Annotated in this window: 24 protein-coding genes and 1 tRNA gene; 5 read left to right on the top strand and 20 right to left on the bottom strand. The window is 69.8% G+C overall.

Going from position 1 to position 24,940, the window contains the following annotated elements:
* Positions 1–1,338 carry a M1 family metallopeptidase gene (locus C8K38_RS18460; protein WP_097212977.1) on the top strand — a complete coding sequence of 446 codons (1,338 nt, stop codon included), beginning with the start codon at positions 1–3 and terminating at the stop codon, positions 1,336–1,338.
* Positions 1,339–1,412: 74 nt separating this feature from the next.
* Here C8K38_RS18460 and C8K38_RS18455 read toward each other — a convergent pair whose 3' ends face one another.
* From C8K38_RS18455 to C8K38_RS18430, 6 genes are all read right to left on the bottom strand, one after another.
* Positions 1,413–2,339 (bottom strand): barstar family protein, encoded by a 927-nt coding sequence (locus tag C8K38_RS18455; protein WP_097212877.1) that lies wholly within the window; start codon positions 2,337–2,339, stop codon positions 1,413–1,415.
* Positions 2,340–2,442: 103 nt separating this feature from the next.
* Positions 2,443–3,618 (bottom strand): MFS transporter, encoded by a 1,176-nt coding sequence (locus tag C8K38_RS18450; protein ID WP_245221819.1) that lies wholly within the window; start codon positions 3,616–3,618, stop codon positions 2,443–2,445.
* A gap of 98 nt (positions 3,619–3,716) precedes the next feature.
* The gene (locus tag C8K38_RS18445) at positions 3,717–4,373 is read right to left on the bottom strand and encodes a GntR family transcriptional regulator (protein WP_097212875.1); all 657 of its coding nucleotides are present in this window, start codon (positions 4,371–4,373) and stop codon (positions 3,717–3,719) included.
* A 63-nt stretch (positions 4,374–4,436) separates the two neighbouring features.
* Positions 4,437–4,634, bottom strand: a complete 198-nt coding sequence (locus tag C8K38_RS18440; protein ID WP_097212874.1) for a hypothetical protein — start codon at positions 4,632–4,634, stop codon at positions 4,437–4,439.
* 201 nt (positions 4,635–4,835) lie between these two features.
* Complete coding sequence (locus C8K38_RS18435; protein ID WP_245221061.1) at positions 4,836–5,258, bottom strand: DUF2752 domain-containing protein; 423 nt, start codon at positions 5,256–5,258, stop codon at positions 4,836–4,838.
* Between the two features lie 30 nt (positions 5,259–5,288).
* Positions 5,289–6,023, bottom strand: a complete 735-nt coding sequence (locus tag C8K38_RS18430) for an RDD family protein (RefSeq protein ID WP_097212873.1) — start codon at positions 6,021–6,023, stop codon at positions 5,289–5,291.
* 211 nt (positions 6,024–6,234) lie between these two features.
* On the opposite strand from C8K38_RS18430, the gene C8K38_RS18425 reads away from it, so the two are divergent.
* Positions 6,235–6,600 carry a PH domain-containing protein gene (locus tag C8K38_RS18425; RefSeq protein ID WP_077043026.1) on the top strand — a complete coding sequence of 122 codons (366 nt, stop codon included), beginning with the start codon at positions 6,235–6,237 and terminating at the stop codon, positions 6,598–6,600.
* On the opposite strand, the gene C8K38_RS18420 is transcribed toward C8K38_RS18425, so the two are convergent.
* Both C8K38_RS18420 and C8K38_RS18415 read right to left on the bottom strand, forming a co-directional pair.
* On the bottom strand, positions 6,590–7,276 hold the full coding sequence (locus C8K38_RS18420; protein ID WP_097212872.1) for an EthD domain-containing protein: 687 nt from the start codon (positions 7,274–7,276) through the stop codon (positions 6,590–6,592). The two genes, C8K38_RS18425 and C8K38_RS18420, sit on opposite strands and share 11 nt — an antisense overlap.
* 39 nt (positions 7,277–7,315) lie before the next feature.
* Complete coding sequence (locus tag C8K38_RS18415) at positions 7,316–7,951, bottom strand: TetR family transcriptional regulator (RefSeq protein ID WP_097212871.1); 636 nt, start codon at positions 7,949–7,951, stop codon at positions 7,316–7,318.
* 123 nt (positions 7,952–8,074) lie between these two features.
* Between C8K38_RS18415 and C8K38_RS18410 the strand changes: the two genes are divergently transcribed.
* Positions 8,075–8,890 (top strand): MBL fold metallo-hydrolase, encoded by an 816-nt coding sequence (locus C8K38_RS18410; RefSeq protein WP_257017580.1) that lies wholly within the window; start codon positions 8,075–8,077, stop codon positions 8,888–8,890.
* Positions 8,891–8,902: 12 nt separating this feature from the next.
* On the opposite strand, the gene C8K38_RS18405 is transcribed toward C8K38_RS18410, so the two are convergent.
* The 3 genes from C8K38_RS18405 to C8K38_RS18395 all read right to left on the bottom strand — a co-directional run bounded on the left by C8K38_RS18405 (position 8,903) and on the right by C8K38_RS18395 (position 10,503).
* Positions 8,903–9,088: a hypothetical protein gene (locus C8K38_RS18405; RefSeq protein ID WP_097212870.1), complete on the bottom strand. Its 186-nt coding sequence runs from the start codon at positions 9,086–9,088 to the stop codon at positions 8,903–8,905.
* 76 nt (positions 9,089–9,164) lie between these two features.
* Positions 9,165–9,240, bottom strand: a tRNA-Thr gene (locus tag C8K38_RS18400).
* A gap of 69 nt (positions 9,241–9,309) precedes the next feature.
* Positions 9,310–10,503, bottom strand: coding sequence for a DNA polymerase III subunit delta' (locus tag C8K38_RS18395; protein WP_097212869.1), 1,194 nt, complete (start codon positions 10,501–10,503; stop codon positions 9,310–9,312).
* A 91-nt stretch (positions 10,504–10,594) separates the two neighbouring features.
* Between C8K38_RS18395 and C8K38_RS18390 the strand changes: the two genes are divergently transcribed.
* Complete coding sequence (locus C8K38_RS18390; RefSeq protein ID WP_097212868.1) at positions 10,595–10,984, top strand: VOC family protein; 390 nt, start codon at positions 10,595–10,597, stop codon at positions 10,982–10,984.
* Here C8K38_RS18390 and C8K38_RS18385 read toward each other — a convergent pair.
* The 4 genes from C8K38_RS18385 to C8K38_RS18370 all read right to left on the bottom strand — a co-directional run bounded on the left by C8K38_RS18385 (position 10,921) and on the right by C8K38_RS18370 (position 15,655).
* On the bottom strand, positions 10,921–11,670 hold the full coding sequence (locus C8K38_RS18385; RefSeq protein WP_097212867.1) for a helix-turn-helix domain-containing protein: 750 nt from the start codon (positions 11,668–11,670) through the stop codon (positions 10,921–10,923). The two genes, C8K38_RS18390 and C8K38_RS18385, sit on opposite strands and share 64 nt — an antisense overlap.
* Before the next feature lie 29 nt (positions 11,671–11,699).
* Complete coding sequence (gene topA / locus C8K38_RS18380; protein ID WP_097212866.1) at positions 11,700–14,624, bottom strand: type I DNA topoisomerase; 2,925 nt, start codon at positions 14,622–14,624, stop codon at positions 11,700–11,702.
* A gap of 101 nt (positions 14,625–14,725) precedes the next feature.
* Positions 14,726–15,310 carry a hypothetical protein gene (locus tag C8K38_RS18375; protein WP_097212865.1) on the bottom strand — a complete coding sequence of 195 codons (585 nt, stop codon included), beginning with the start codon at positions 15,308–15,310 and terminating at the stop codon, positions 14,726–14,728.
* A gap of 141 nt (positions 15,311–15,451) precedes the next feature.
* Positions 15,452–15,655: a cold-shock protein gene (locus tag C8K38_RS18370; protein ID WP_005248460.1), complete on the bottom strand. Its 204-nt coding sequence runs from the start codon at positions 15,653–15,655 to the stop codon at positions 15,452–15,454.
* 388 nt (positions 15,656–16,043) lie between these two features.
* Between C8K38_RS18370 and C8K38_RS18365 the strand changes: the two genes are divergently transcribed.
* On the top strand, positions 16,044–18,374 hold the full coding sequence (locus C8K38_RS18365) for a DEAD/DEAH box helicase (protein ID WP_097212864.1): 2,331 nt from the start codon (positions 16,044–16,046) through the stop codon (positions 18,372–18,374).
* On the opposite strand, the gene C8K38_RS18360 is transcribed toward C8K38_RS18365, so the two are convergent.
* The 5 genes from C8K38_RS18360 to C8K38_RS18340 all read right to left on the bottom strand — a co-directional run bounded on the left by C8K38_RS18360 (position 18,371) and on the right by C8K38_RS18340 (position 24,939).
* A complete protein-coding gene (locus tag C8K38_RS18360) occupies positions 18,371–20,788 on the bottom strand; it encodes a lysylphosphatidylglycerol synthase domain-containing protein (RefSeq protein WP_097212863.1) in 2,418 nt (805 codons plus the stop codon). The genes C8K38_RS18365 and C8K38_RS18360 overlap by 4 nt on opposite strands.
* Before the next feature lie 13 nt (positions 20,789–20,801).
* Positions 20,802–22,610, bottom strand: coding sequence for an amino acid transporter (locus C8K38_RS18355; protein ID WP_257017591.1), 1,809 nt, complete (start codon positions 22,608–22,610; stop codon positions 20,802–20,804).
* Positions 22,611–22,823: 213 nt separating this feature from the next.
* Positions 22,824–23,426 carry a peroxidase-related enzyme gene (locus C8K38_RS18350; protein ID WP_097212861.1) on the bottom strand — a complete coding sequence of 201 codons (603 nt, stop codon included), beginning with the start codon at positions 23,424–23,426 and terminating at the stop codon, positions 22,824–22,826.
* Positions 23,423–23,920, bottom strand: coding sequence for a CMD domain-containing protein (locus C8K38_RS18345; RefSeq protein ID WP_143548490.1), 498 nt, complete (start codon positions 23,918–23,920; stop codon positions 23,423–23,425). Before C8K38_RS18345 ends, C8K38_RS18350 begins: the two co-directional genes overlap by 4 nt.
* On the bottom strand, positions 23,917–24,939 hold the full coding sequence (locus C8K38_RS18340; protein WP_097212859.1) for an LLM class flavin-dependent oxidoreductase: 1,023 nt from the start codon (positions 24,937–24,939) through the stop codon (positions 23,917–23,919). Before C8K38_RS18340 ends, C8K38_RS18345 begins: the two co-directional genes overlap by 4 nt.
* Between the last annotated feature and the right edge of the window lies 1 nt (position 24,940).

Here is a 24,940-nt window from a genome sequence, read left to right as displayed (position 1 = left end):
ATGGTCAAGCCAGGGAAGTTCGCCGCCGGCGGTGCCGGCAAATTTTACGAGGAACCGCTCGATTCGTACCTGCCGCACGTCGGCAACCGCGGCTATCGGGTGTCGCGCTATGAGCTGGACCTGACCTACAAGGTGGCAGGCAACCGGCTGTCCGGCAAGGCGTCGATCACGGCCGCCACCACGGAGATCCGGACGAAGTTCGCCTTCGACCTGTCGCAGAGCCTGTCGGTGTCGAAGGTGTCGGTCAACGGCGCCAGGCCTGCGAAATACACCCACCAGCACGGGAAGCTGACGATCACCCCGGCGCATGCGATCCCGGCGGGCGGCGCGCTGTCGGTCACCGTGCAGTACGCGGGCACCCCGAGGCCGATCCGCAGCCTCTGGGGCGAGGTGGGCTGGGAGGAGCTGACCGAGGGCGCGCTGGTGGCCAGCCAGCCGAACGGCGCCGCGTCCTGGTTTCCCTGCGACGACCACCCGGGCTCCAAGGCCAGCTACCAGATCTCGATCACCACGGACTCGCCGTACTTCGCGCTGGCGAACGGCGCGCTGGTGCGCAAGCAGGTCCGGGCCAGCCACACCACCTGGGTGTACGAGCAGACCGAGCCGATGGCCAGCTACCTGGCCACCATCCAGATCGGGCACTACGAGCGCAGGCACGCCGATCACGACGGCCTGCCCATGTACGCGGTGCTCCCGCCCCGGCTGCGGACGGCGTTCGAGCACGACTTCGGCAGGCAGCCGCAGATGATGGAGACCTTCGTCCGGCTGTTCGGGCCCTACCCGTTCGCGGACTACACCGTCGTCGTCACCGACGACGAACTGGAGATCCCCATTGAGGCGCAGGGCATCTCGGTGTTCGGCGCGAACCACTGCGACGGCAGGCGCAGCGCGGAACGGCTGGTCGCGCACGAGCTGGCACACCAGTGGTTCGGCAACAGCCTGACGCTGGGGTCGTGGCGCGACATCTGGCTGCACGAGGGCTTCGCGTGCTACGCGGAATGGCTGTGGTCGGAGAACTCGGGCGGACCGTCGGCAGAGGAGATCGCCACCCAGGCGCACCGTAACCTCACCGGGCTGCCGTACGACGTGCTGCTCGGCGACCCCGGGCCCGAGCTGATGTTCGACGACCGGGTCTACAAGCGCGGCGCCCTCACCCTGCACGCGCTGCGGACCGCGCTCGGCGACGGGGCCTTCTTCGACCTGCTCCGGCAGTGGACCGCCAAGCACCGCCACGGCACCGTCACCACCGAGGAATTCACCGACCTGGCAGCGCATTACACCGATCGCTCGCTGCGCCCGCTGTGGGACGCGTGGCTGTTCCAGAAGGCGATGCCCTAGCCGCACGAGTTGTTGATGGAACCGCAGCGCTGCGGATCGCCCGCGGAGGTCGAGGGTGGCTCAATCCTGACCAGTCACTGATCCTCGGACAGATCGCGCAGCTCGCTGTACTTACCGAGAACACGCTCCCTCTCCGCACCGAAGGGGTAGCCCGAACCGCTTGAAGAACCCACTCTCAGGCCTGCATGATCCAAAGCCCGATAGATGTCCTCGTCGATCTCAACGAGGTCGCCCTCCCCTCGCACACCCACCGACACGACCACATCGCAACGCTGTCGCTGCGGTTCTGCGAGATGCTCAGCTGAACCGTCGAGTTGGACCGGGTCGAGGATCTGCCACCTCGCCCACCCGCCAACGCGCTCCTCGAGCGTGGACGCGATGACCTCAATCATCCCCGCGGCGTCAGCGTTGGTCGTTTCGAATTCGAACTCGACGATCTCCTTCGCTGTGATCGGCCAGGAACTCGGTGGTGTGTCCCAGAGACTCCCGGTCTGGACCGGTCGTCCATTGACGGGACCGAGATCGTGGGCGGTCGATTCGACGATGCACAGCATCGGGTGCGAGAAGAGCGCCGCCAGGCGCGCATGCTTCGCGAAAATGGTCAGCAGCACATCTGCCGTCCGGCGGTCCAGGTTCACCAGGGCGTCGTAGCCGGCAAGGGCGAGGACTGTGCCGGCGGTGTCCGGGTCGCTGCCGTATCGGAACTCGCCGACGTCGTACATCAGATCGTTGAAGGCGTCGAGGTTCTTGCCGTAGAAAGCGGGGAACGACAGTGCACCGGCCAACGCCGCGTGGACGTCGACGACGGTGGTGCTGTGCTGCAGATCGATCCGATGGACCAGGTAACCGAGTTCGTCGAGTCGCCTAGAAGCGCAGTCGAGCCCGAATCGAGTGTCGTACCTGTAGACGGATCCGTTCTGTAACAGGCTCCAGTCGAAGCGCTGCCGTTGTGTGTCGAAGAGCTCTCGATCGAGCGGGTCGAAGACAGGACCGCGAGGCATGCACGAATCGTAGAGGAGTGGTCGGTCCGGCCAAGGCGCGTCGGCACGGCGCTGAACAGGTCGGTGTGGCCGCGCCGCCCTCACCCAGCTCGCCACCCGACGATCAGCGGGTCGGCAGGTGCGATCGGCTCTTGGCCAGTACCAGCACCAGGGACGCGGCGGCGACCACCGCGCCGATCACGAACAGCATCGGGTAGCTGAACACCGTCGGCCAGACCTGCACGCACAGCGCCATCGCCGCGGGCACCGCGAACCCGATGTAGGTCAGCGAGTAGAAGACCGCGGTGAGCCCGGCGAGGTCGTCGGGGCGCGCGATCCGCTGGATCTCCTGCAGCCCGGACACCAGCGCCATGCCGTAGCCACCGCCGAGCACGACGGCCGCGGCCAGCGCCAGCGGGACCGTCAGCCGGTCGGCGGCGACCGCGGCGACGGTCATGCCCACCACCAGGATCGCCAGCGCGACGGCGACTGCCCTTGCGCTGCGCGGGGTGTCGATGCGCCTGCCCACGGCCTGGATCGAGAACCCGGCGGCCAGCGCGACCACGCAGAGCAGCGCCGAGAACGCGACCGGGCGACCGCCGCTGTGCGGGGCCATCAGCGCGGGCATCACCGCGTAGGCGCAGCTGGCCGAGCCGAACACCCACGGCGCCAGCGGGGCGATGACGTACCGGAACCGCAGGTGCCCCGCGGCCGGGATCCGCAGGTCCTCGCGCAGCGGTACCCGCTGGTCGGCCGGGACCGCGGGCCGGGTCTCCGGCGCCGCGAACAGCGCGACCCCCGCCGCCGCCGCGATCGAGATGTGCACCAGGTACGCCAGCGCGCTCGGCCACGGCGCCCACTGCGCGAGCACACCCGCGACCCCGGCGCCGAGGGCGAACCCCGCGGTCAGGCTCATGGCCGCACGCCTGGCTCCGGCACCCGTGCCCGCGCGCCGATCCCACGGCGACGTCGACAGTTCCTTGAGCCAGCTGCCGCCGACCGCCATGCCGATGCCGAGGCCGACGCCGCTGAGGATGCGGCCCGCGACCAACAGCGCGGAGCTGTCGGCGCCGGTGGCGAGCACCAGCGAGCCGGCCGCCGCGATGAAGGGAGCGGGCAGCATCACCGGCCGCCGCCCGAGCCGGTCGGACAGCGGGCCGCCGATGAGCAGGGCGGGCACGATGCCGAACACGTACGCGAACAGGAAGCTGTCCACCACGACCGGGGAGTAGCCGTGGTCGAGGCGGTACATCACCAGCAGCGGGGTGAACTCGTTGCCGCCCCACGCGACGGCGAACATCGCCGCGGACACGAGCGCCCACGGCGCCACGACCCGTTTCCGCGAACGGCCGTCGTTCGCGGCCGGTGCCGTCTCGGCCGCGAGGTCGGTCCGCACGCTCATCGGGCACCGGCCTGCAGCAGCGGCAGGCCGTGCACGCGGCGCATGTGCACCGTCACGGCGGCGTCGTAGCCGTCGGCGTCCACCGCCTCGACCAGGTTTGCCAGCGCCGTGTGGTCGTCGATGATCGACGCCAGCTGCAGTGGGTCCCTGGCCAGCGAGCGAGCGGTCATCCGGCGCTGCCGCTCGCGCAGGCCTGCGTAGAAGGTGACGAGCAGCGGGTTGCCGCCCGCGCGCACGATCAATCCGTGGAAGTCGGCGTCGAGGCCACTGAAGCCGTCCACGTCCCCGCTCGCCGCCGCCTCGCGCTGGCCGACGAGGTTCGCGCGCAGGGCCGCGACCAGCTCGGTCCGGGCGGTCTCGTGGCCGGTGACGGTCCGGACGGCGTCCGTCTCGACGAGCCTGCGCGCGGCGACGACGTGTTCGGCCTCGCCGTCGGCGACCGGCACGATCAGCGCCCCGCGCTTGGGGTAGAGCCGCATCCAGCCCTCGGCCTCGAGCCGGAGGAAGGCCTCGCGGACGGGGGTGCGACTGGTGCCCATCTCGGCGGCGATCTCGCCCTCGCTGATCAGCTCACCACCGGGCAGCGCGGCGGACAGGATCCGCTCCTTCACCTCGCGGTAGACGACCTCCGCCGCCGAATGCAACTTAGACACAAGATGTATTTATACTGACCGCAGGCGGCACCACCGCAGGTGGGTGGCATTTCGGGTGCGGGTTTAGGGGACCCAGTACTTGGCCGCGAGGTGCTCGATCACGGGATCGTCGTCGAGCGCCTCATCCAATGCGGCCAGGTCGTCGTCGAGCGCGACCAGTCGCGGATCGTTGCCTTCGCCGCGCTCGGAGGGATAGCCGCCGTCTTCGGCGATCTGACGCAACAGCTTCTCCCGGACGCGGTCCTTCAGCGAATCGGCCATAGCTGAGCATTGACCAGAGCAGCCGCCCTGTCGACCGGACGCGCCGAATCAGTCGTCGTGCTTGCGGAACACCCGACGCGCGATCGGGATCAGCACGACCAGCGCGCCGACGAGCACGATCAGCGAGAAGATCTGCATTGCCATCGGAACCTCCGGGTCGAGTTCGTCGATCGTCAGGTCGGCGCGAGGACCGCCTCGCCGTCACGTCGGGGCGAGCACCGCTCCCCACGGGGTGTTACGCACCACGGTGAACACCGCCAACACCACCAGTATCCCTGCCGTGGCAGACCGGCCGAGCACGATCATCCGGTCGTCGACTCCGCCCCATCGCCGCCGCAGCCAGCGTATCCACGCCACCACCAGCACCACGACCAGCGGCAGGATCAGCACGTTGCTCGACAGCGACCCGATCAGATCCCCGTGGGTGAGGTCGTTCACCGCGCGCAGTCCACCGCAGCCCGGGCACCACCAGCCGGTGATCACGTGGAACGGGCAGAAGCCGTAGGCACCCGCGCGGTGCGGGTCCCGCAGGTACAGCAGGGTCGCCGCGCCGAGGCCCGCCGCCGCGACCGCGAGCGGCGCGCGCAGCGAGCGGGCCCGGGTCTCCGGCTTGGTCATCGTCATCGGGTCACCGTCATCGCGTCACTTTCACTCTCATTGCGGTGCGGTCACCGCGCCCTTGATCACGACCGAGGTGACCAGCATGTCGTGCCAGCACCGGTGCCGCGGGTCCCACAGCGGCCACAAGAAGTTCAGGAAGCAGAGGTCGCCGAGGATCCACAGCAGCAACCACCGCACAAATGCCATGCCCGGGCCGAGCGGGCGTCCGTCCGCCTCGCGGACCACCGAGATGCTCAGCCATTTCTTGCCGAGCGTCTGCCCGGTGTTGCCCTGCCGGAACACCATGTTCCAGACCAGCAACGCGAGCGCAAGCAGGATGCCGGCCACCATGATGGCGATACCGACGCCGTTGACGTTCGTGAGCTCGCTGTCTGAGTCGTAGTAGTAGTCGCCCGAGTAGGTGGTCGTGACCGATCTCGCGTCCTTGAACGCGATGAATGCCCCGAGGCCCGCGAGTAGGTAGCCCGGCAGCGGAACCACGATCCGGTCGAGCAGATATGCGCCGACCCGAGACCACCAGGAGGCATACGGATAGGCGGGCGGCGGCGGACCGCCGTAGGGCTGGCCCGGCGGCGGATAGCCCGGCTGCTGCGGGTACTGAGGGGCACCGTAGGGCGGCTGGCCCGGAGGCGGATACTGCGGGGCACCGTACTGCGGCTGACCGTACTGCGGCGGCTGCTGGCCGTACTGGGGCTGGGGCGGAGGAGGACCCGGCGGCGGGCCTGGCTGCGCGGGATCGGGTTGCTGGGGCTGATTCGGGTCCGACATGGCGCCACTTCCTGTCCGCAGGGTGGTGGTTCACTTCCCAAACCATAGCCCCGAACGACATTCGGCCACGTTCCTTGTCCGTCCGGTTCGCGGGGGCTACATTTCGCCTGATCCGAAAGCACGGGCACCGACGCCGGGATCGCTACCGTCGAGGGCCTCCGACGTCGGCTCCTGAGACTGCGAGACGTGCGGCAGCGACAAGGAGACAGACATGACCGAACCGATATTCGACAAGTCCGAACAACTCAAGCAGGTACAACAGGCGATTCTCGCGGGCGAGACGATCATTGCCGTCTACGACTGCATCGGTGCGGGCACCGGATTCATGGGACTGACCAATCTTCGCCTCGTCATTCAGGACAAGAGCTTCGTCGGCAGCCGAACCGCGATCACGTCCATTCCGTACAAGAATGTCCGGTCGGTGTCCTTTCTCAGCAACAAATCATGGGCCGGACATTTCTTCTCGTCGAGCAGCATTGCCGTGGACATCGGCCAGCAGACCTATGAAGCCGACTTCCGCGGCATCGAAAAGGCGCAGCACGTGCACCGGGTGATCCTCGAGCAGATCACCCGGTAGGCCGAACTCCGGTCAGGTCGTACACATATCGGCTCGTGGGGATCACGTCCACGTCGGTGCTCGCGCCGAACGTGGACGTGCTCTCGATCATTCGTGACACCCGGCGCCCGAGCTCCGCGTCGTCCCCGCCGCTCCCGTAGAACGCGTGCGGATCGGTCATCGCGGCCATCGGGAACAGTTCTTCGACAAGGGCGTCGGCGCGAGCGTCGGCGGTGAGCGTCTCGATCACGGTGTTCTGCACGTAGCCGAACGTGGCCTGGGTCTCGATCGCCACTGTGGTGTGGTCATCCTGCCAGCGGCGGAGCCATTCCGACCGATCCATGCCCGCGGGTATCCGCAACAGCGCGAGACCGGCGAGGGCGTCGGCGCGAACTCCGTTGTCCGACTCCGGAGGCGGGATCGGCGTCCGTTCGTCGACCACCCATCCCGCGACCCGGTCGGCCGCCGCCGTGAGGAGGCCGGTGACGGCCGCGAATTCGTCTGGAATCCAGACGCTGACGATCGCACCCACCGGCTGCTCATAGGTCGTGAGACGAAGCTGGGCGGGAGCGACGTCGGCGTCGGCGATGTTGACCTGGAGCCTGGTGGCGCCGAGCGCGGCCAGTTGCTCGCGGAGACGCTCCGCGAACAACGCCTCCTGCAATCGCGACCCCCACAGGGCGTACATCAACTTCATCGTCGAATCCTTTCCGTGGCCTGGCATTCCGGCGTTGGCCTAGCCCGTCGTGGACGAATGGGCCGCAGTGAGCAATCCGACGAGCAGGTCGATCACGTCGTCGGGTTCCGGCCGGCCGCGGTGGTCGGCGTCGGACATCCGTTCGTAGTCGGCGATCAATGCGAGCAGGACAGTCGCCAGTGACTCGAGCCGGTACCGGCGAGCGACGGCGGGCAGATCGCCGATCAGGTGATCGAGCCGCGACATGACGATGCGGACGGTCGGCCGACTGTCGCCGTCCAGGTTCATCTCGTCCGCGACGGAGCGGTGGTGGCGCACGCGCTCGAAGAACCGGGCGAAATGCGTCGATCCCGGCTGATCGACCACCTCTACGAGGGGAAGCGCCAGCACCGTCAGCAGTGCCCGGATGTCTTCGCCCCCTGGCGCACCCTCGCACTCGGCGAGCAGCTCCATCCGCCGGAATTCCAGCCCGCGGAGGTGATACTCGACGATCGCGGCGATCAGGCCGTCGCGGGAACCGAAGTGGTACTGCACCGCCGACTTGTTGCGCTGACCCGCCGCGCGGGCGATGTCCTGCAGCGGGACGTCGATCCCGGCCTCGGCGATCAGCACCTCCGCGGCACGCATGATGGCGTGCGGAGCCGATCCCTCCCGCAGCCCTTCCCCGACCTTCACCGCTCAAAGGTAGGGTCACACATCACCGAGGTCAATGCCTAATACTTATTCTTTAAGTCTGACTACTTAAGTCCTTGGGCCCGCGGTTGCGCCGAGCACACCCAGGCCGGAGAGTGGTCCCCCGTGAGCCATCGCATCCACCACCTCAGCTGCGCGACGATGTGCCCCAGCGCCGGCCTCGTGCCCGGCCTCGCCCCGTCTCGCCTGGTCGCGCACTGCCTGCTGGTCGAGGGACCCGACGGCCTGACGCTGGTGGACACGGGCTTCGGCACGGCCGACGTCGCCGATCCGATCGGCCGGCTGGGCCGGCCGTTCGTGATGTCGGTCGGCGCCAGGATGGACCTCGCGCTCACCGCAATCGCCCAGGTGCGCGCGCTCGGCTACGACCCGTCGGATGTCCGCGACATCGTGGTCACCCATCTGGACGGCGACCACGCGGGCGGCCTCGGCGACTTTCCGTGGGCGCGCGTGCACGTACACGCCGACGAGCTCGCGACCGCCCGCGCACGGCCAACCCTGCTCGACAAGACGCGGTACAGCGCGAAGCAGTGGGCGCACGATCCGACCTGGGTCGAGCACCGTCCGGGCGGTGACCGGTGGTTCGGGTTCGAATCGGTGCAGGCGGTCAGCGAGGACGTGCTGCTGATTCCACTGCGTGGACACACCTTCGGGCACAGCGCGGTGGCGGTGCGTCGTCCCGGCGGCGGCTGGTACCTGCACGCGGGCGACGGCTACTACTTCGCCGACGAGAAGCTGACCCCGCCCTCGTGCCCGCCTGGCCTGCGGGCGACACAGGTCCTGATGGAGATGGATCGCCGGTCGCGAATCGCCAACCAGGGCAGGCTCCGCGAGCTGCACGCCGCCCACGGCGACGAGGTCACCATCATCTGCGCGCACGACGCGAGCGAGTTCGAGGCGCTGGCCGCCGTCACCGACTGAGCGCGTTTCCGGCTATCCGGCGAGGTCGTCCGGGCCGATCGGGTCGGCATCCCAGAGGGTCTGGGTGACCGGCGGCCGGGCCCGGAACCGGTTGACGACGACGAACCCGAGCGCGATGAGTGCGCCCACCACGGCCCCCGTCACGACGCGGCGACATGCGCGGGTGGACTTCGTCGGCTCGGGTTCGGTGGAGGTCATGCGAGGAGTCTCCCGCACTCTCGCGCAAAACTCGAAAGGCCCCTCTCCCGCGGGTGCGGGTGAGGGGCCTTTCGAGTGGAGCCGCCTAAGAGAATCGAACTCTTGACCTTTTCATTACGAGTGAAATGCTCTACCGACTGAGCTAAGGCGGCGTGCCCGACCTCGCGGTCGAGCCAGAGGGAGTCTAGCGGCTCACCCCGCGGATGCGAAAACGGGCCCCGCTACTTCAGCTCGGCACCCAGCTTGGCGACCATGGACGCCACCGCGAACCGGGGCTTGACGTTGATCGAGAGCGCCTCGCGGCACTCCAGCACCGCCTCCACACACCGCAGCAGCGCCTCGGGGCTGCCCGCCGCGGCCATCTTCCTGACCTGGTCCGCCTTGTCCGGGTGGTTCGGCTGTGCCCCCGACCCCAGCGCGACCGCCAACGCGTCCCGGTAGAGCCCGGCCAGGTCCATCAGGGCACGGTCGAGGCTGTCGCGGCCGGTCCTGGTGGCCCGCGACTTCTGCCTGCGCTCGAGGTCCTTGAGGGCGCCGGCCGAGCCGCGCAGCGCGCCCGCCGCGCCCTTGCCGGTACCGCCCGCGCCGAGGGCGGTGCGCAGCTCCTCGGTCTCGCGTTCGTCGCGGGCCGCGCTCATCTCCTTGGCCTCGGCCTCCGCCGCCCGGACCAGCTCGTCAGCCGCCGCGTATCCGGTGGCAGGCCGGGTCGCGGCAGACGCGATGCCCAGCGCCTGGCCGCGGCGCGCCCGCGCCTCCTCGTCCGTCGCCAGCCGTCGGGCCCGGCCGACGTGGCCGCCACTGATCGAAGCGGCCAGCAGTGCGGTCTCGGCGTCGAGCTGATCGCGCTCGCGCAGCACCCCGGCGATCGCCTCCACCGACGGGGTCACCAGCGCCACGTGCCTGCACCGGGACCGCAGCGTCACCGAGATGTCCTGCGGGTCCACCGAGGGGGCGCACAGGAGGAAGACGGTCCGCGCCGGCGGCTCCTCGACGACCTTGAGCAGCGCGTTGGCCGCGCCCTCGGTCAACCGGTCCGCGTCCTCGATTACCACAACCTGCCAGCGCCCGGTGCTGGGGCGACGCGACGCGGTCTGCACGATGCCGCGCATCTCCGCGACGCTGATGCTCAGGCCCTCGGGGATCACCCGACGCACATCGCCGTGGGTGCCCGCCATCGTGGTGGTGCAGGCATGGCATCGCCCGCACCCGGGCTCGCCCTCGTCGGTGCACTGCAGCGCGGCGGCGAAGCACAGCGCCGCGACGGAGCGCCCGGAGCCGGGCGGCCCGGTGAACAGCCAGGAGTGCGTCATCAGCGAACCTGCCGAGGCGGCGCCGCCCCGTGCCGCCCTCGCGGCACCGGTCAGCTCCATCTCGACATGCTCCTGGCCGACCAGTCGATCGAATACTCCCGCCACGGGCCGAGCCTATCGGGCGGGTCCGACGCCGCCGGGCGGGCGTCCGAAACGTTCAAGACCGTCCGGACCGCGGGGAACTACCGTCGCGGGCATGACGCCACAGCTCTCCATGATCGGTCTCGCCGTCGCGGACCTGCCCCGCTCCTTCGACATCTACCGACGCCTCGGCCTCGACCTGCCCGCCGATCCCGGCCAGGAGCAACACCACGAGATCACCCTGCCGGGCGGCCTGCGGGTGGGCTGGGACACCCTCGAGGTCATCCGCGGCTTCGCCCCCGACTTCACCCCCGGGACCGGTGGCCCGTCGCTGGCCTTCGACTGCGGCACGCCCGAGGCCGTCGACGCCAAGTACACCGAGCTCACCGAGGCCGGGTGCACCGGTGAATCGAAGCCGTGGGACGCGTTCTGGGGACAGCGCTACGCGGTCGTCAGGGACCCGGACGGCCACGGCATCGAACTGTTCGCGGCACTGCCCGGCTGACCGAGCAGCCCGGTCAGGGAGGTCCCCGCCAGCGCCCGGACCTCCCTGGCCAGGTGCGCCTGATCGCTGAACCCGGAATCCGCCGCGACCCGCGCGAGCGGGATGCCCCCTCGGGCGAGCCCGAGCGCGCGGTCGAAGCGGAGCACCCGGGCCAGCGTCTTCGGGCCGTACCCGTATGCGGACAAGGACTTTCGATGTAGGCGGCGTTCGCTCCAGCCCAGGCTCGCGGCGACCTGCGCCACCGTGACGCCGCGCGCCAGCTGCGCCGCGATCGCGGTCTCGACGGGACGCCCGATCCCGCCGAGACGGTCGCGTGCCGCCGCACTGATCGCCCGCAGCGGATCCGGCTCGGCGGCATGGAAGAGGCTGCGCACCATCGCATCCGGCCACAGCTGCTCCAGCGGCACCCGCACGTCTCGCAGCTCGTCGGCGCGGACACCGAACACGTGCGGTCCGACGCCTGGCGCGAACCGCAGACCGATCGCCCTGCTACCCGCGGCCGTGGTGCGGTGCGCCCGGGTGTCCGGACCGGCCACCAGCAGCCCGCGCTCGTGCCAGATCAGATCCATGCACCCGTCGGGCAGCACCAGGGCGCCCTCGTCCGGCCTCGACCGGCCTGGCGGATCCGACGTCACCGACCAGGCGACCGCTCCCGGAACTTCCGCTCGCAGTTCCCGATACGCCACCTCGTCTACACCACCTCAGTGTGGACCGGTCAGGACTTCTTCGCGGCGGCCTTCTTCGCAGCCGCCTTGGCGGGCGCCTTCTTGGCCGCGGTCTTCTTCGCCGCCGCCTTCTTGGCAGGCGCCTTCTTCGCGGCCGCCTTCTTCTTCACCGGGCCACGCGCACGCCGGTCGGCGAGCAGCTCCGAGGCACGCTCGTCGGTGATGGTCGCGACATCGTCGTCCTTGCGCAGGCTCGCGTTCGTCTCGCCGTCGGTGACGTAGGGGCCGAAGCGGCCGTCCTTGATCACCATCGGCTTGTCCGTCGCCGAGTCGTTGCCGAGCTCACGCAGCGGCGGGGTCGCCGCACCCGTGCGGCCCCGGCGCTTGGGCTCCGCGTAGATCTTCAGGGCGTCCTCGAGGGTCACCGTGAACATCTGCTCCTCGTTCTCCAGCGAACGAGAATCGGTGCCCTTCTTCAGGTACGGGCCGTAGCGCCCGTTCTGCGCGGTGATCTCTTCCTTCGACTCCGGGTCGATGCCGACCACGCGCGGCAGCGAGAGCAGCCGCAGCGCGTCCTCGAGCGTCACGGTCGCCACATCCATGGACTTGAGCAGCGAGCCGGTCCGCGGCTTCGGGCCGGCGGCCTTCTTGGCGGTCTTCTTCGCGGCGGCCTTCTTCGCGGGCGCCTTGGTGGTGACGGCACCCTCCCCCTCGGCCGTCACCGGCACGATGTCCGGCTCGGGTTCGGGTTCCGGCTCGGGCAGGATCTCGGTCACGTACGGACCGAAACGCCCCTCCTTCGCGACGATCTCGTGCCCGGTGAGCGGGTCGACGCCGAGCTTGCGACCGTCCTGCGGGGTGGCGAACAGCTTCTCCGCGTACTCGGGCGACAGCTCGTCCGGGGGCAGGTCGTCGGGCAGGTTTGCGCGCTGCGAAACAAGATTCGCATCGGGGCCGCCCTCTCCGGAGGGATCAGCGACCATCCGCTCGAGATACGGCCCGAACCGGCCGACCCGCACCACGACATCGCGGCCCTCGGAATCGGCGAACAACCGGATCGAGTTCACCTCGCGGGCGTCGATGTCCTCGAGATTGGTGCCGACCATCTTCTTCAGACCGCCAGAGCGGGCGACCGAGCCCTCGGCGCCGCGCTCCCCGCCGAAGTAGAAGCTGGACAACCAGTTCCCGCGCTGCTCGCGGCCACCGGCGATCTCGTCGAGATCATCCTCCATGCCCGCGGTGAAGTCGAAGTCGACCAGCCGGCCGAAATGCGCCTCCAGCAGCCCGATCACGGCGAACGCCACCCACGACGGCACCAGGGCACTGCCGCGCTTGTAGACGTAGCCGCGGTCCAGGATCGTCTTGATGATCGACGAATACGTCGACGGGCGACCGATTCCCAGCTCCTCGAGGGTCTTGATCAGGCTGGCCTCGGTGTAGCGGGCGGGCGGGTTCGTGGTGTGACCGTCCGGATCCAGCTTGGTGGCGGTGACCGCCTGCCCGGCGACGAGCACGGGCAGCCGCGACTCGGCGTCGTCGGACTGGCCGCCCGCCTCCTCGTCGACGCTCTCGACGTAGGCCTTGAGGAAGCCGGCGAACGTGATGGTGCGGCCGGACGCGGAGAAGGTGCACTCCTCGCCGGTGCCCGCGGTGCCGGTGATCCGCAGCGTCAGGGTGGTGCCGCGCGCGTCGGCCATCTGCGAGGCGACGGTGCGCTGCCAGATCAGCTCGTAGAGCTTGAACTCGTCGGCGGCCAGCTGCGAGTGCAGCTGCCCCGGGGTGGCGAAGACGTCACCCGCGGGACGGATCGCCTCGTGCGCCTCCTGCGCGTTCTTCACCTTGCGGGTGTACTGCCGCGGCGACGGGCTGACGTACTCGGCGCCGTACAGCTCGGTGGCCTGCGCCCTTGCCGCGGCGATCGCCGACGCCGACAGCGTCGTCGAGTCGGTACGCATGTAGGTGATGTGGCCGTTCTCGTACAGCCGCTGCGCGGTCCGCATGGTGCGCTCGGACGTGAAGCGCAGTTTGCGTGCCGCCTCCTGCTGCAGCGTCGAGGTCATGAACGGCGCGTACGGCTTGCGGGTGTACGGCTTGTCCTCGGCAGACGAGACGGTGAGATCGGTGCCGTGCAGCGCCTCGGCGAGGCGACGGGCGTAGCCCTCGTCCAGCACCGTGACGCCGGTCGACTTCAGCTGGCCGTCTGCCCCGAAGTCGCGGCCCGCGGCGACGCGGCTGCCGTCGACGCTGACCAGGCGCGCCCCGAAGCTGCGCGGATTCGCCTCGGCGCCCGCGTCCAGGGTGGCGGAGATGTCCCAGTACTCGGCGGACCGGAAGGCCATCCGCTCGCGTTCGCGCTGCACGATGACGCGCGTCGCCACCGACTGCACGCGGCCTGCCGAAAGCTTCGGCATGACCTTCTTCCACAGCACCGGACTGACCTCGTAGCCGTAGAGGCGGTCGAGGATGCGCCTGGTCTCCTGCGCGTCCACCAGGTCCTGGTCGAGGTCGCGGGTGTCCTGCGCGGCCGCCAGGATGGCCGGCTTGGTGATCTCGTGGAAGACCATCCGGCGGACCGGGATCTTCGGCTTGAGGGTCTCGAGCAGGTGCCAGGCGATGGCCTCGCCCTCGCGGTCAGGGTCAGTGGCGAGGTAGAGCTCGTCGGCGTCCTTGAGCAGGCTCTTGAGCTCGGCGACCTTGGTCTTCTTGTCCGGGCTCACCACGTAGAGCGGCTCGAAGTCGTGGTCGACGTTGACGCCGAGCCGGGCCCACGACTCGCCCTTGTACTTGGCGGGCACGTCCGCCGCGCCCCGCGGGAGGTCGCGAATGTGACCGACCGAGGCCTCGACGACGTAGTTCTTGCCCAGGTAGGGGGCAATTTTCCTGGCCTTGGTCGGCGACTCGACGATCACGAGACGGCGCGTCTGGTCGGCTGTGGCGGGGCTGTCGCCCGCCGTGTCCTTCTCCCGAGCTGCCACCTTGCTGCCTGCACCTTCCTCGACTCGAATCGGCGATCACTTCAGTAACAGAGTGACACACCGCGAGACCATCCTTGCAGATCAATCCCGTGTCGACTGTTCTACACCTGCGGCCAGGCCTCTCGCGCCTCCTGCCGGTCAGGGGCCTGACCGATGTTCTCGACCAGCCGCATCAGCCGCTTGTGCCCCACGATCCGGAGCCCGGGGCCCGCTCCGCGGGTGCCGATGAGGGTGGGCGCGATCCCGGCCCGCATCAGCGATTGGGCGAGGATCGGGTGGGTGTCCGGGGCGTGCGGGTCCAGCCCGAGCACGAACCGATCGCCCTCACCCTCGGACCTGCCCGCGGCCAGCACCCAGGCCCGCAGGGCACGCGAGTCCGGGATCCAGCCCACCGGCACGGCCTTGACCGCACCCTTGGTCCACTGAGCGGCGAGCGCGGCCAACTCGGGTACCGATGCGGTGCGGACCAGCGGGCTGCCCTCGTCGGAGCGGGTGATCTCGGCGGCCAGGCCGGCCTCCTCGATCAACTCGGCGACGGCGTCCGCCCGCCACGAGGCGTCGACGACCACCGAGACCCTGGCCCGGCCGGCGGCGACGGAGACCTGCCCCTGCGCGGCCAGCAGACCGCTCAGGTCCGATACCGCGGGCGGCACCGCCTCCGCGGAGAAGAAGGACAGCTGGTTCACAAGAGGACAGTAGGACAGATCCGGCCGCTCGGGCCGCGCTGACACGGCGGGACCACGCGCGGCGCCGGGCGGGAAACGACTCGTCCCCCACCACCTCACGGTGGTGGGGGACGAGTTGATCCGTCTCGAGGAACGAATGAATCAGACCGCGCGAACGCCGGTGGCCTGGGGACCCTTGGTGCCCTGACCGACCTCGAACTCGACGCGCTGGTTCTCCTCGAGCGTGCGGAACCCGCTGCCCTGAATCTCGGAGTAGTGGACGAAGACGTCAGCGGAGCCGTCCTCGGGGGCGATGAATCCAAAGCCCTTCTCCGCGTTGAACCACTTCACAGTGCCCTGTGCCATGCTTTTCCTTCACTTTCTAACACCGGATTCGGTGAACAGCAGTCAACAGTCCACCGGGCCGGTTCCGACCGCTGTACCGCTGATTTCCCCCTCAGGAAAAGCATCGCCACCGCGCTCGCAACATCGATCCTGCGAGCGCGTACACGAACACAGAAGCTGCGACCACTTATAAGTCAAGCACGGTTCGCGCGATGACAACAGTCGAAATCCAACAATGGTCGTAAAGAATTGATCTTGTATCCGACGACGCGTCGGCAACCGCTCTATTGGACACTCGTCAAGTTATTGACAAGGGCTGCACAGTGTTAAACACATCCCGGCAAGTACGATCAAAACCGCAGGTGAACCGGCACGTGTACGCGGCCACCCAACGAACTCGGAGTTATCAGTGAGCCAACCGGCCGCCGCAGCCAGCTACGGGCAGTCATTGCTCGATCGGGTGCTGGCGGGCACCCCTCGCGGCGAGGACCCGCTCACCCACGTGGCGGAACTGCAGGCACGCGAGTCCCAGTTCACGCAATGGCCACCGTGGATTCACGCCGATGTCGTCGATGCCATGCGCGGCAACGGAATCCCGCTGCCGTGGACACATCAGGAGGCCGCCGCCTCGCTCGCCGCGGCGGGAGAGCACGTCGTGGTCGCCACCGGCACCGCATCCGGGAAGTCGCTGGCCTACCAGCTGCCCATCCTCACCGCGCTCGCCGAGGACCCGCGCGCGACCGCCCTCTACCTGGCCCCGACCAAGGCCCTCGGGGCCGACCAGATCCGGTCCACCATCGCGCTGACCGAGCAGGCCGAATCGCTCGCCACCGTCTACCCCAACGCCTTTGACGGCGACACCCCGACCGAGGTACGCCAGTGGGTGCGGACCAACTCGCGCTGGATCTTCACCAACCCGGACATGCTGCACATCGGCATGCTGCGCTCGCACCAGCGCTGGGCCCACTTCTTCCGCAACCTGCGTTACGTCGTGATCGACGAATGTCACTCCTACCGAGGCGTTTTCGGCTCGAATGTGGCGCTGGTCCTGCGCAGGCTGAAGCGGATCGCCCGCCGCTACGCCGCCGACCCGGTGTTCATCCTCGCCAGCGCCACCACCGCGGCACCGGGGGCCGCGGCGTCCCGGCTGATCGGCGCCCCTTGCGCGGAGGTCACCGTCGACGGCTCGCCACACGGCCCGCGAACGGTCGCGCTCTGGGAGCCCCCGCTGATGGCCGAGGTGACCGGCGAGAACGGCGCCCCGGTCCGCCGCGCCGCCGGGTCGGAAGCCGCCCGGATCATGGCCGACCTGATGATCGAGGGCGCCAGGACCCTGACCTTCGTCCGCTCGCGCCGCGGCGCCGAGCTGACCGCGATGGGCACGAAAAGGCTGCTGGCGGAGTCCGCCCCGGACTTGACCGAACGGGTCGCCGCCTACCGGGCCGGCTACCTTGCCGAGGACCGACGCGAGCTGGAGGCTGCGCTCGCGGACGGGACCCTACTCGGCGCCGCGACCACCAATGCCCTCGAGCTCGGGGTCGACATCGCCGGCCTGGACGCGGTCGTGGTGGCCGGCTTCCCCGGCACCGTCGCCTCGTTCTGGCAGCAGGCCGGGCGGTCCGGCCGCCGCGGCGAAGGCTCCCTTGTGGTGCTGGTCGCCCGCGACGATCCGCTCGACACGTATCTGGTCCACCATCCGGCCGCGCTGCTGGACAAACCCGTCGAGGCCACCGTCACGGATCCGTCGAACCCGTACGTGCTGGGCCCGCAGCTGCTGTGCGCGGCGATGGAGCTGCCGCTCAGCGACGCCGAGGTCGAGCAGTTCGGCGCCGTCGAGCTGCTGGGCCGGCTCGCCGAGCAGGGTCTGATCCGGCGTCGCGCGCATGGCTGGTTCGTCACCGCGGAATCCAACCCCCATGCGTCCGTGGACATCCGAGGCGGCATCGGCAAGCAGGTCGCCATCGTCGACGCCGAGTCCGGCCGGATGCTCGGCACCGTCGACGGCGGCCGCGCCCCCGCGACCGCCCACCCGGGGGCGGTGCACCTGCACCAGGGCGAGTCCTTCGTGGTGGACATGCTGGATCTGGAGGAGGGCCTGGCGCTGGTGCACGCCGAGACCCCGGAGTGGAGCACCTCGGCGCGCGAGACCACCGAGATCGTCATCACCTCCCTCCTCGAGCACAGCGAGCACGGCCCGGTCACGGTGGCGCTGACCGAGGTCGAGGTCACCCACCAGGTGGTGGGCTACCTCCGGCGGCTGCCGTCCGGCGAGGTCCTCGACTCCATCGAGCTCGACATGCCGCCGCAGCGCCTGAACACGCGGGCCGTGATGTACACGGTGACACCGGAACTGATGGAACGGGCCGGCATCACCCCGGACCGGTTCCCCGGCTCGCTACACGCCGCCGAACACGCCGCGATCGGACTGCTGCCGCTGGTGGCCACCTGCGACCGCGGCGACATCGGCGGGGTGTCGACGGCGCTGCACCAGGACACCGGGCTGCCAACGGTGTTCGTCTACGACGGCCATCAGGGCGGCGCCGGGTTCGCGGACCGCGGGCACGCCGAGCTGCTGCGCTGGCTGCGCGCCACCAGGGACGCGATCGGGTCCTGCGAGTGCACGGCGGGGTGCCCGTCGTGCGTGCAGTCCCCCAAGTGCGGCAACGGGAACGACCCCCTCGACAAGGACGGCGCGGTCCGGCTGCTGACCGCGGTGGTCGACTCGCTCCGGGGAACCTAGATCAGGTCGGTCTTCTGCATCCAGCGCAGGATCGGCCAGCCGGCGAACACCGGCAGCCAGCAGGTGAGCACCCGGTACAGCAGTACCGACGGCACCGCGACCGCGGCGGGCACTCCGAAGGCCGCGAGTCCACCGATCAGCGCCGCCTCGACCGCGCCGACGCCGCCGGGGGTCGGCGCGGCGGACGCCAGCGTGCCGCCGATCATCGTCACGATGGTGACGGTGACGAAGCTGGTCTCGCCGCCGAATGCTGCGACGCTCGCCCAGAGAGCGAGCGCGGCACCGAGGGTGGTGCCCGCACACCCGCCGACGATGAGCAGGAACCGGCCCGGGTCGCGCGCGAGGTCAAGCAGCTCGGTGCTCACGTCGGCGATCTGGGGACGCAGCTCGTCGATCAGCCAGCGCCGCAACCTCGGCACGATCATGAAGGCCCCGACCACACCGAGCAGGACACCGACCACCAGGTAGATGACCGTCGCGTTCGGGATGAAGCCGGACAGGTCCGCACTCCTGCCCGCCGCGATGCTGAAGAGGATCAGCAGACCGATGTGGGTGACCACCTGGACCGTCTGCTGCAGCGCGACGGCCGCGGTCGCCCGCACCCCGCCGAGCCCGTTGTGTTGCAGGAACCGCACGCTGAGCGCCAGGCCCCCGACCCCAGCGGGCGTGGTGGTGGCCGCGAAGGTGTTGGCGAACTGCATGATCACCAGGTTCTTGAGCCGGACCGACTCCGACGCGCAGGCCCACAGCGCCACCGCCGCCCCGATGTACGTCGACGCCGACACCACCAGACCGAGCAGCGCCCACCACCAGTTCGCGGTCCGCAGCTCGGTGAGGAATGTCGGCACCTGGCTGACGAACGGGTAGGCGACGTAGACCAATCCGATCAACAGCACCAGCTGGATGATCTGGTTCCGGCTGAAGCGGGTGACCTGCTCGGTCTTGATCACCTCGGAGTCGGTCTGGGTCCGGACCTGGTGCCGGGTGGCCGACATCAGTTTGTCCGCATCCGGCAGTGCCCGGCGAACCCGTTTGGGCATCGCGGACTTGGTCAACCTGCCCGACGCCGCGAGGACCACGTCCTCGCCCAGCGTCTCGAGCGCCGCCCGCACCGCCGATTCCGGCCCGAACCGCGCCCCGGTGGTCAGCAGCAACTGGGCGATGTCCGACTCGAGCTGCGCGTCCGAGGCACCGACCTCCGCGTGCGCAAAGCCCTCGAAATGCACTCGGTCCCCGCTGATCCGGAGGTTGTCCGGGCGCAGGTCGCCGTGCGCGACCTGATTCGCGTGCAAGACCCGCAGGCCGGACCAGGCCGCCTCGAGGTGCTCGGGCTGCGCCTGCTCGAGCGGGGTCCCTGCGGGCACCGAATGCGCGTAGAGCATCCAGCCCCGCTCGAGCGGGGACACCGCGACGGCCAGGCTGGACGACAGCCCCATCCGTCCGACCGCGGTCGACATCAGCGCCCGGTGCTCGACCGCCCGGCGCAGCGACGCGTACGGCGCGGGCGTCTCCGCGCTCCGGAAGGTGAGCCAGTGCCAGACCTGACGGAGCGCGCCCTCGCTGCGCTGGTGCGGCCCGAAGAGCTCGAGGATCACCTCGTCGTCCGCGCCCGCCTTCCTGAGATCGACCCCGAGATCGACCTTCCGCCAACCGGGGCTGCAGTCGGCGGCGAGCACGAGCGGGCCCGGCCCGGTGGGGCTGAGCACCGACAGCGCGTCCACCCGCAGACCGCGCCTGCCGAGGATCCGGACCGCGAGATCGACGGGGACCTCCAGCGCGGGAGTGCCGACGAACAGCACCACCAGCGCGCCGATCAGCCAGCCGGCGGTCAGCCCCAACACCGACCGCGCGGGGACGACGGCGCTGACGAACAGGTGGATCGGCACGAAGGCGAACAGCAGCAGCCACCAGATCCGACGCCAGCGGGCGGGCAGCCACGGACCGGACACGGTCAGCATCGCGGCCAGCATCGCGATCCAGCGCGGGTCGTCGAGGAACTGCGACAGGAAGGTGTCGAGGTGCCCGTCCAGATCGAGGTGCCACTTCGGCGCGGACACCCCCGTGCCGGTGATGGACAGCGCGGCGACGGCGAGCAAGCCCGCGGTCGCGTACCCCGCGAGCAGCTTCCAGCGTCGGCCGAGGACGAGGCCGACCAGGATCGCGAACGGGAGGATGACGATCGCGGCGCCGTACAGCAGGTAGATCCGGGTCGAGGCCTCCGGCGACGCGACGCCGATCAGGTCCGACACCGAGTTCTCCACGGCCTCCCAGCGGCCGCGGGTGATCAGCGAGGTGGCGATCACCGCGCCCAAGCACAGCGCCGCCAGCACGACACGGAGCTGATCATTGGTACGCCGACGCAAAGGCTGCAGGAGGCTGCCCTGGACCGGGATCTCTCGTCCGTCGACTCGCATGGGGTGATCGAGCCTATCCGACGTGCACGTGCGGCCTGCGGGCCACGTCGGGCTCGGCGCGCCGCAGCACCTCCCGGGTCACGGACGCCACCTCACCGTGCCCGAAGAACAGGAACTGCAGCAGGTTGCGGACCGGGTTTCCCTCCGTCCACTCGAAGTACACGTGCGGGACGGTCCCGGTCAGGTCCCGGATGTCGAGCAGGATCGCGGCGATGGAGTTGGGGATGGCCGCGCTGCGGACCGTCAGCACCCGGAACCCCTCGCGGCGGTGCCCGTGCACCCGCAGGTCGGTGGCGAACTCCGACGCATCGGTCACGCTCACCTCGAGGAAGAGGATGGGATCGGCGGCGGGGATCCGGCTGACCCGGCGCCGGGCCGACTCCTTCGCCCGATACGCCGCCGGGTCCGGACGGTCGGCGTCGTGCGCGATGACCCGGATGACCCCCCGCGCGGCCTCGTCGATCAGCTCCCGCGCCGTGGCGTCGTAGCTCACCGAGTAGGCACGCAGTTCGTAGGCCCGCGTGAAGCGGGAGGCGAACGAGACGCCCAGGATCGCGAGGATGAACAGGATCGCCAGATGCAGGCCCTCGGGGCGTTCGACGATGTTGACGACTGTCGTGTAGACGAAGATGACCGCGACCACCGCGAAGCCGATCGCCTTGCGTCGCTGGCCCCGCCGGTATGCGGACAGCGCGACGGCGACGGAGGCGGAGGTGATCAGCACCAGGACACCGGTGGCGTAGGCCGAGCCCTGGGCGTCGACGCTGGCGTCGAAATACCAGGTGATGCCGAACGCGATCGCCGCGAACACCAGCACCAGCGGGCGCACCGCACGCGCCCAGTCCGGGGCCATCCCGAACCGGGGCAGGTACCGCGGGACCAGGTTGAGCAGGCCCGCCATGGCCGAGGCGCCTGCAAACCAGAGGATCGCGATGGTGCTCACGTCGTACACGGTTCCGAAGACGCTGCCGAGGTACTCGTGGGCCAAGTAGGCCAGCGCGCGCCCGTTGGCCTGTCCCCCTGCCTTGAATTCGTCCGCCGGGATCAGCACGGTGGTCAGGAAGCTGGTCACGATGAGGAATGCGCTCATGATCAGCGCGGCGGTGGTCAGCAGGTGCCGCGCCCCGCGGATCCGGCCGCGCGGCGCGGATCCGGTGTCGCTCGGATCGCCCTCGATCTGGGGCATCACCGCGACCCCCGTCTCGAAGCCGGACAGGCCGAGCGCGAGCTTCGGGAAGACCAGCAGCGAGATCGCGACCATCATCCAGGGGTTGCCGTGCTCGGCGGTCAGGGCAGCGGTCCAGTCCGTCACCACGGAGGGCGCGGTCGCCACGTGCCACAGTCCGGCAGCCACCACCACGAGGTTCAGCGCCAGGTAGGCCGCGACGAGTGCGACCGCAATCCCGATCGCCTCGGCGAAGCCCTTGAGGAAGACGGCCGCGAGCAGACCCAGCAGGACCAGCGTGACCAGCAGGTTCTCCCCGCGCAGGGCCGCGGGCGCGAACGGGTTCTGTACGACGTGCGCCGCACCGTCGGCGGCGGACAGCGTCATGGTGATGATGAAGTCGGTCGCCGCGAACCCCAGCAGAACCAGGACGAAGATCTTGCCGCCCCACTTCGGAAGCAGTCGGGCCAGCATGGCGATCGAGCCCTCACCGCGCGGGCTCTCCTGCGCGACACGGCGATACACCGGCAGCGCGCCGAACAGCGTCAGCGCGACGAGGACCACGGTCGCCATCGGCGAGAGCACACCGGCGGCCAGGGCGGCGATGCCCGGCTGGTACCCGAGCGAGGAGAAGTAGTCGACGCCCGTCAGGCACATGACCTTCCACCACGGGTGCTTGTGCTCCGGCTTCGACACCACCCGGAACGGCCCCTGGTGCCCGGACGGCTCCTCGGTGATGTTCTCGAACAGCCAGGACCGCACCCGTGACGGTGCTCGATCCCTGGTGGTCACAAGCCGATACTGCCACCGGCAGGGGGTCTCACCCGGGAAAACGCGTCCTGTGGTGCTGTCGCCGCGCCGGCTCGGACCTCACTCCGCCTGCGCGGGGACCTCCGGTTCGCCGAGGCTGAGCATCAGCCGGTTCGCCCACGAGAACGACGCGGTGGACAGGACCAGGTCGCCGATCTCCTCGTCGGTGATGCCGACCGCACGAAGCCGCGCCAGGTGACCCGAGTCGGCGCGTGGCGGCTGTGCGGCGAGCGCCGCCGCGAAGTCGACGACGGCGTCCCACCGATCGTCGACGCGGGCGGTGACGCCCTCGTCGAGGATCTTCTGCACGTCGGCGGGCCGCTTCGACAGCTCGGAGGTGAAACGTGCGTGCACCGAGGTGCAGTACACGCACCCGTTGAGCCGCGAGGTGGCAGTCGCCGCGAGCTCCCGCTCGGTGCGTGAGAGCCCACCGTGCCCGTAGAAGATCTCCTTGTCGTTCGCGCTCCGCTCGCCGAGCACTTCCGGGTCGCGGGCCAGCAGCCGGAAGTACGGGCTCTCGCCGCGGAATCCCACCAGGTGCGTCCGCTGCTCCTCGGTCGCGTCCTCGAGCCGGATCGGCTCCAGCCAGGGCACCCAGTCCAGGTGGTCCTGGGTGAAATCGCTTGGGCGGCGATGCTGCTCGACCTCGCGTACCTCGCTCATACCGATTCTCCGATCAGGGTGTACCCGGCGACCAGCCGGATCTGGTAGTTGACGTAGCCGATCAGCTGGGACGCGGTCACGATCGCGGCCTCCGTCAGGCCCGCCGAGCGCAGGCTCTCGATTGCCTCCCTTGTGGCGGCGGCGGGGTCGAGGGTGAGCAGCTCTGCGTGCCGCAGCAACGCCGCGAGCTCCGGGTCGTCGACGGTTCCCGCCGTCACCGCCGCGACGAGGTCCGGGGGCAGCAGCGCCGAATAGTGTTCGACGAGTGTGGGTTGCGCGGCGAGCACCGTCACCCGCAACGCGATCGCGGTGAGCTGCTCGCGGTGCGGGGACTGCGCTCCGAAGAATGCGTCGTGCAGCCGCTGGGTGTGCTCCGCGACCGCGGGCCTCGCCGATCTGAGCGGGGACACGGCGTCTGCAAGCGGGGCGCCGATCACCCTGTCCAGCACGTCCGCCGTCGGGTTCGGTGGGGCTTGGGTCGATGACCTCGTCATGGTCGTGATTCCTTCCGGTGAGCGCCATTCCAGCCGAGGCGCGGGGCCACCTTCGTGGCGATGAGTTCGATGGAGTGCAACGTGGCCGCCTGGTCGGGGTCGATCGGATGAACCTGGAAGATCAGGTCGGTCGACTGCTGCACCGCCGGATCGGCGGCGAGCAGGTCGGTCACCTCGTCCGGGGTGCCGACCACGGAATCACGCAGGATCTCCTCGGCGCTCTCGCTGCCGTCGGCGAGGCCGATCTCCTGCAGGTAGGCCCGGAAACGCAGCGCGCCTCGGCGCGCGAGTTCCCAGGCCGCCTCGTGGTCGTCGGCGACGAACACGCTGCGCGAGGCGCCGATCCGCGGCCGCGCGCCCGCCGGGAGCGCCTCCCGGTATGCCGCGATCAGCGGCCCCTGGACCTGTCCGAGGGAGGCATCCGCGAGACCGGGCTCCCTCGGCTGGGTCCGCGACAGCAGGAGGCCGTCCCCGGATTCGCCAGCCCGCACGGCGCCCGACCCCGAGAAGGTCGCCTGCCAGCGACGCTCGAGTAGCCCCGACGCCCGCGGGTACAGCGCCTTGCCGTCGCCCGTCGGGGCCCCCGACAATGCGGCCGTCAGACGCTTGATCTTGTTGTCGTAGAGGGCCCGTCGATCGGCGTCGGCATGACCGAACAACGCGAAGGCGCTCGCCGACCCCCCGGTGCCGAGACCCAGTTCGAGCCGGCCGCCGGACAGGGCATCGAGGACCGCGGCGTCCTCCCCGACCCGGATCGGGTCCTCCAGCCCGAGCGTCACGATGGCCGTTCCGAGGCGGATCGTGCTCAGCCGGGCCGCCGCGTGCGCCAGGAAGACGAACGGCGACGGCAGGCCACCCTCCGCCGGATCGACGTGATGCTGGGCCACCCAGCCGACGTCGAAACCCACCTCCTCGGCGAGGGCGAACTGCGCCAGCGCGTCGCGGTAGAGATCTCCCGCGTCCCGGCTCTCGTCACCGACCAGCCGGGTGAACCATCCGAGCCGCTTGCTCCCGGTCACG

It is taken from the genome of Rhodococcus sp. OK611 (assembly GCF_003050885.1).
Lineage (GTDB): Bacteria > Actinomycetota > Actinomycetes > Mycobacteriales > Mycobacteriaceae > Rhodococcus_G > Rhodococcus_G oryzae.
The sequence above is the reverse complement of the archived record's forward strand: the minus strand, read 5'-3'. Positions and strand labels throughout refer to the sequence as shown.

Excerpts from the sequence above, each read along its gene's own strand:
- C8K38_RS18345 (WP_143548490.1), bottom strand. The coding sequence starts at position 23,920 with ATGACGAGGTCATCGACCCAAGCCCCACCGAACCCGACGGCGGACGTG.
- C8K38_RS18355 (WP_257017591.1), bottom strand. The coding sequence starts at position 22,610 with ATGTGCCTGACGGGCGTCGACTACTTCTCCTCGCTCGGGTACCAGCCG.
- C8K38_RS18460 (WP_097212977.1), top strand. The coding sequence starts at position 1 with ATGGTCAAGCCAGGGAAGTTCGCCGCCGGCGGTGCCGGCAAATTTTAC.
- C8K38_RS18390 (WP_097212868.1), top strand. The coding sequence starts at position 10,595 with ATGACGCCACAGCTCTCCATGATCGGTCTCGCCGTCGCGGACCTGCCC.
- C8K38_RS18435 (WP_245221061.1), bottom strand. The coding sequence starts at position 5,258 with ATGACGATGACCAAGCCGGAGACCCGGGCCCGCTCGCTGCGCGCGCCG.
- C8K38_RS18360 (WP_097212863.1), bottom strand. The coding sequence starts at position 20,788 with ATGCGAGTCGACGGACGAGAGATCCCGGTCCAGGGCAGCCTCCTGCAG.
- C8K38_RS18440 (WP_097212874.1), bottom strand. The coding sequence starts at position 4,634 with ATGGCCGATTCGCTGAAGGACCGCGTCCGGGAGAAGCTGTTGCGTCAG.
- C8K38_RS18420 (WP_097212872.1), bottom strand. The coding sequence starts at position 7,276 with ATGAAGTTGATGTACGCCCTGTGGGGGTCGCGATTGCAGGAGGCGTTG.
- C8K38_RS18405 (WP_097212870.1), bottom strand. The coding sequence starts at position 9,088 with ATGACCTCCACCGAACCCGAGCCGACGAAGTCCACCCGCGCATGTCGC.
- C8K38_RS18425 (WP_077043026.1), top strand. The coding sequence starts at position 6,235 with ATGACCGAACCGATATTCGACAAGTCCGAACAACTCAAGCAGGTACAA.
- C8K38_RS18370 (WP_005248460.1), bottom strand. The coding sequence starts at position 15,655 with ATGGCACAGGGCACTGTGAAGTGGTTCAACGCGGAGAAGGGCTTTGGA.
- C8K38_RS18430 (WP_097212873.1), bottom strand. The coding sequence starts at position 6,023 with ATGTCGGACCCGAATCAGCCCCAGCAACCCGATCCCGCGCAGCCAGGC.
- C8K38_RS18350 (WP_097212861.1), bottom strand. The coding sequence starts at position 23,426 with ATGAGCGAGGTACGCGAGGTCGAGCAGCATCGCCGCCCAAGCGATTTC.
- C8K38_RS18455 (WP_097212877.1), bottom strand. The coding sequence starts at position 2,339 with ATGCCTCGCGGTCCTGTCTTCGACCCGCTCGATCGAGAGCTCTTCGAC.
- C8K38_RS18450 (WP_245221819.1), bottom strand. The coding sequence starts at position 3,618 with ATGTTCGCCGTCGCGTGGGGCGGCAACGAGTTCACCCCGCTGCTGGTG.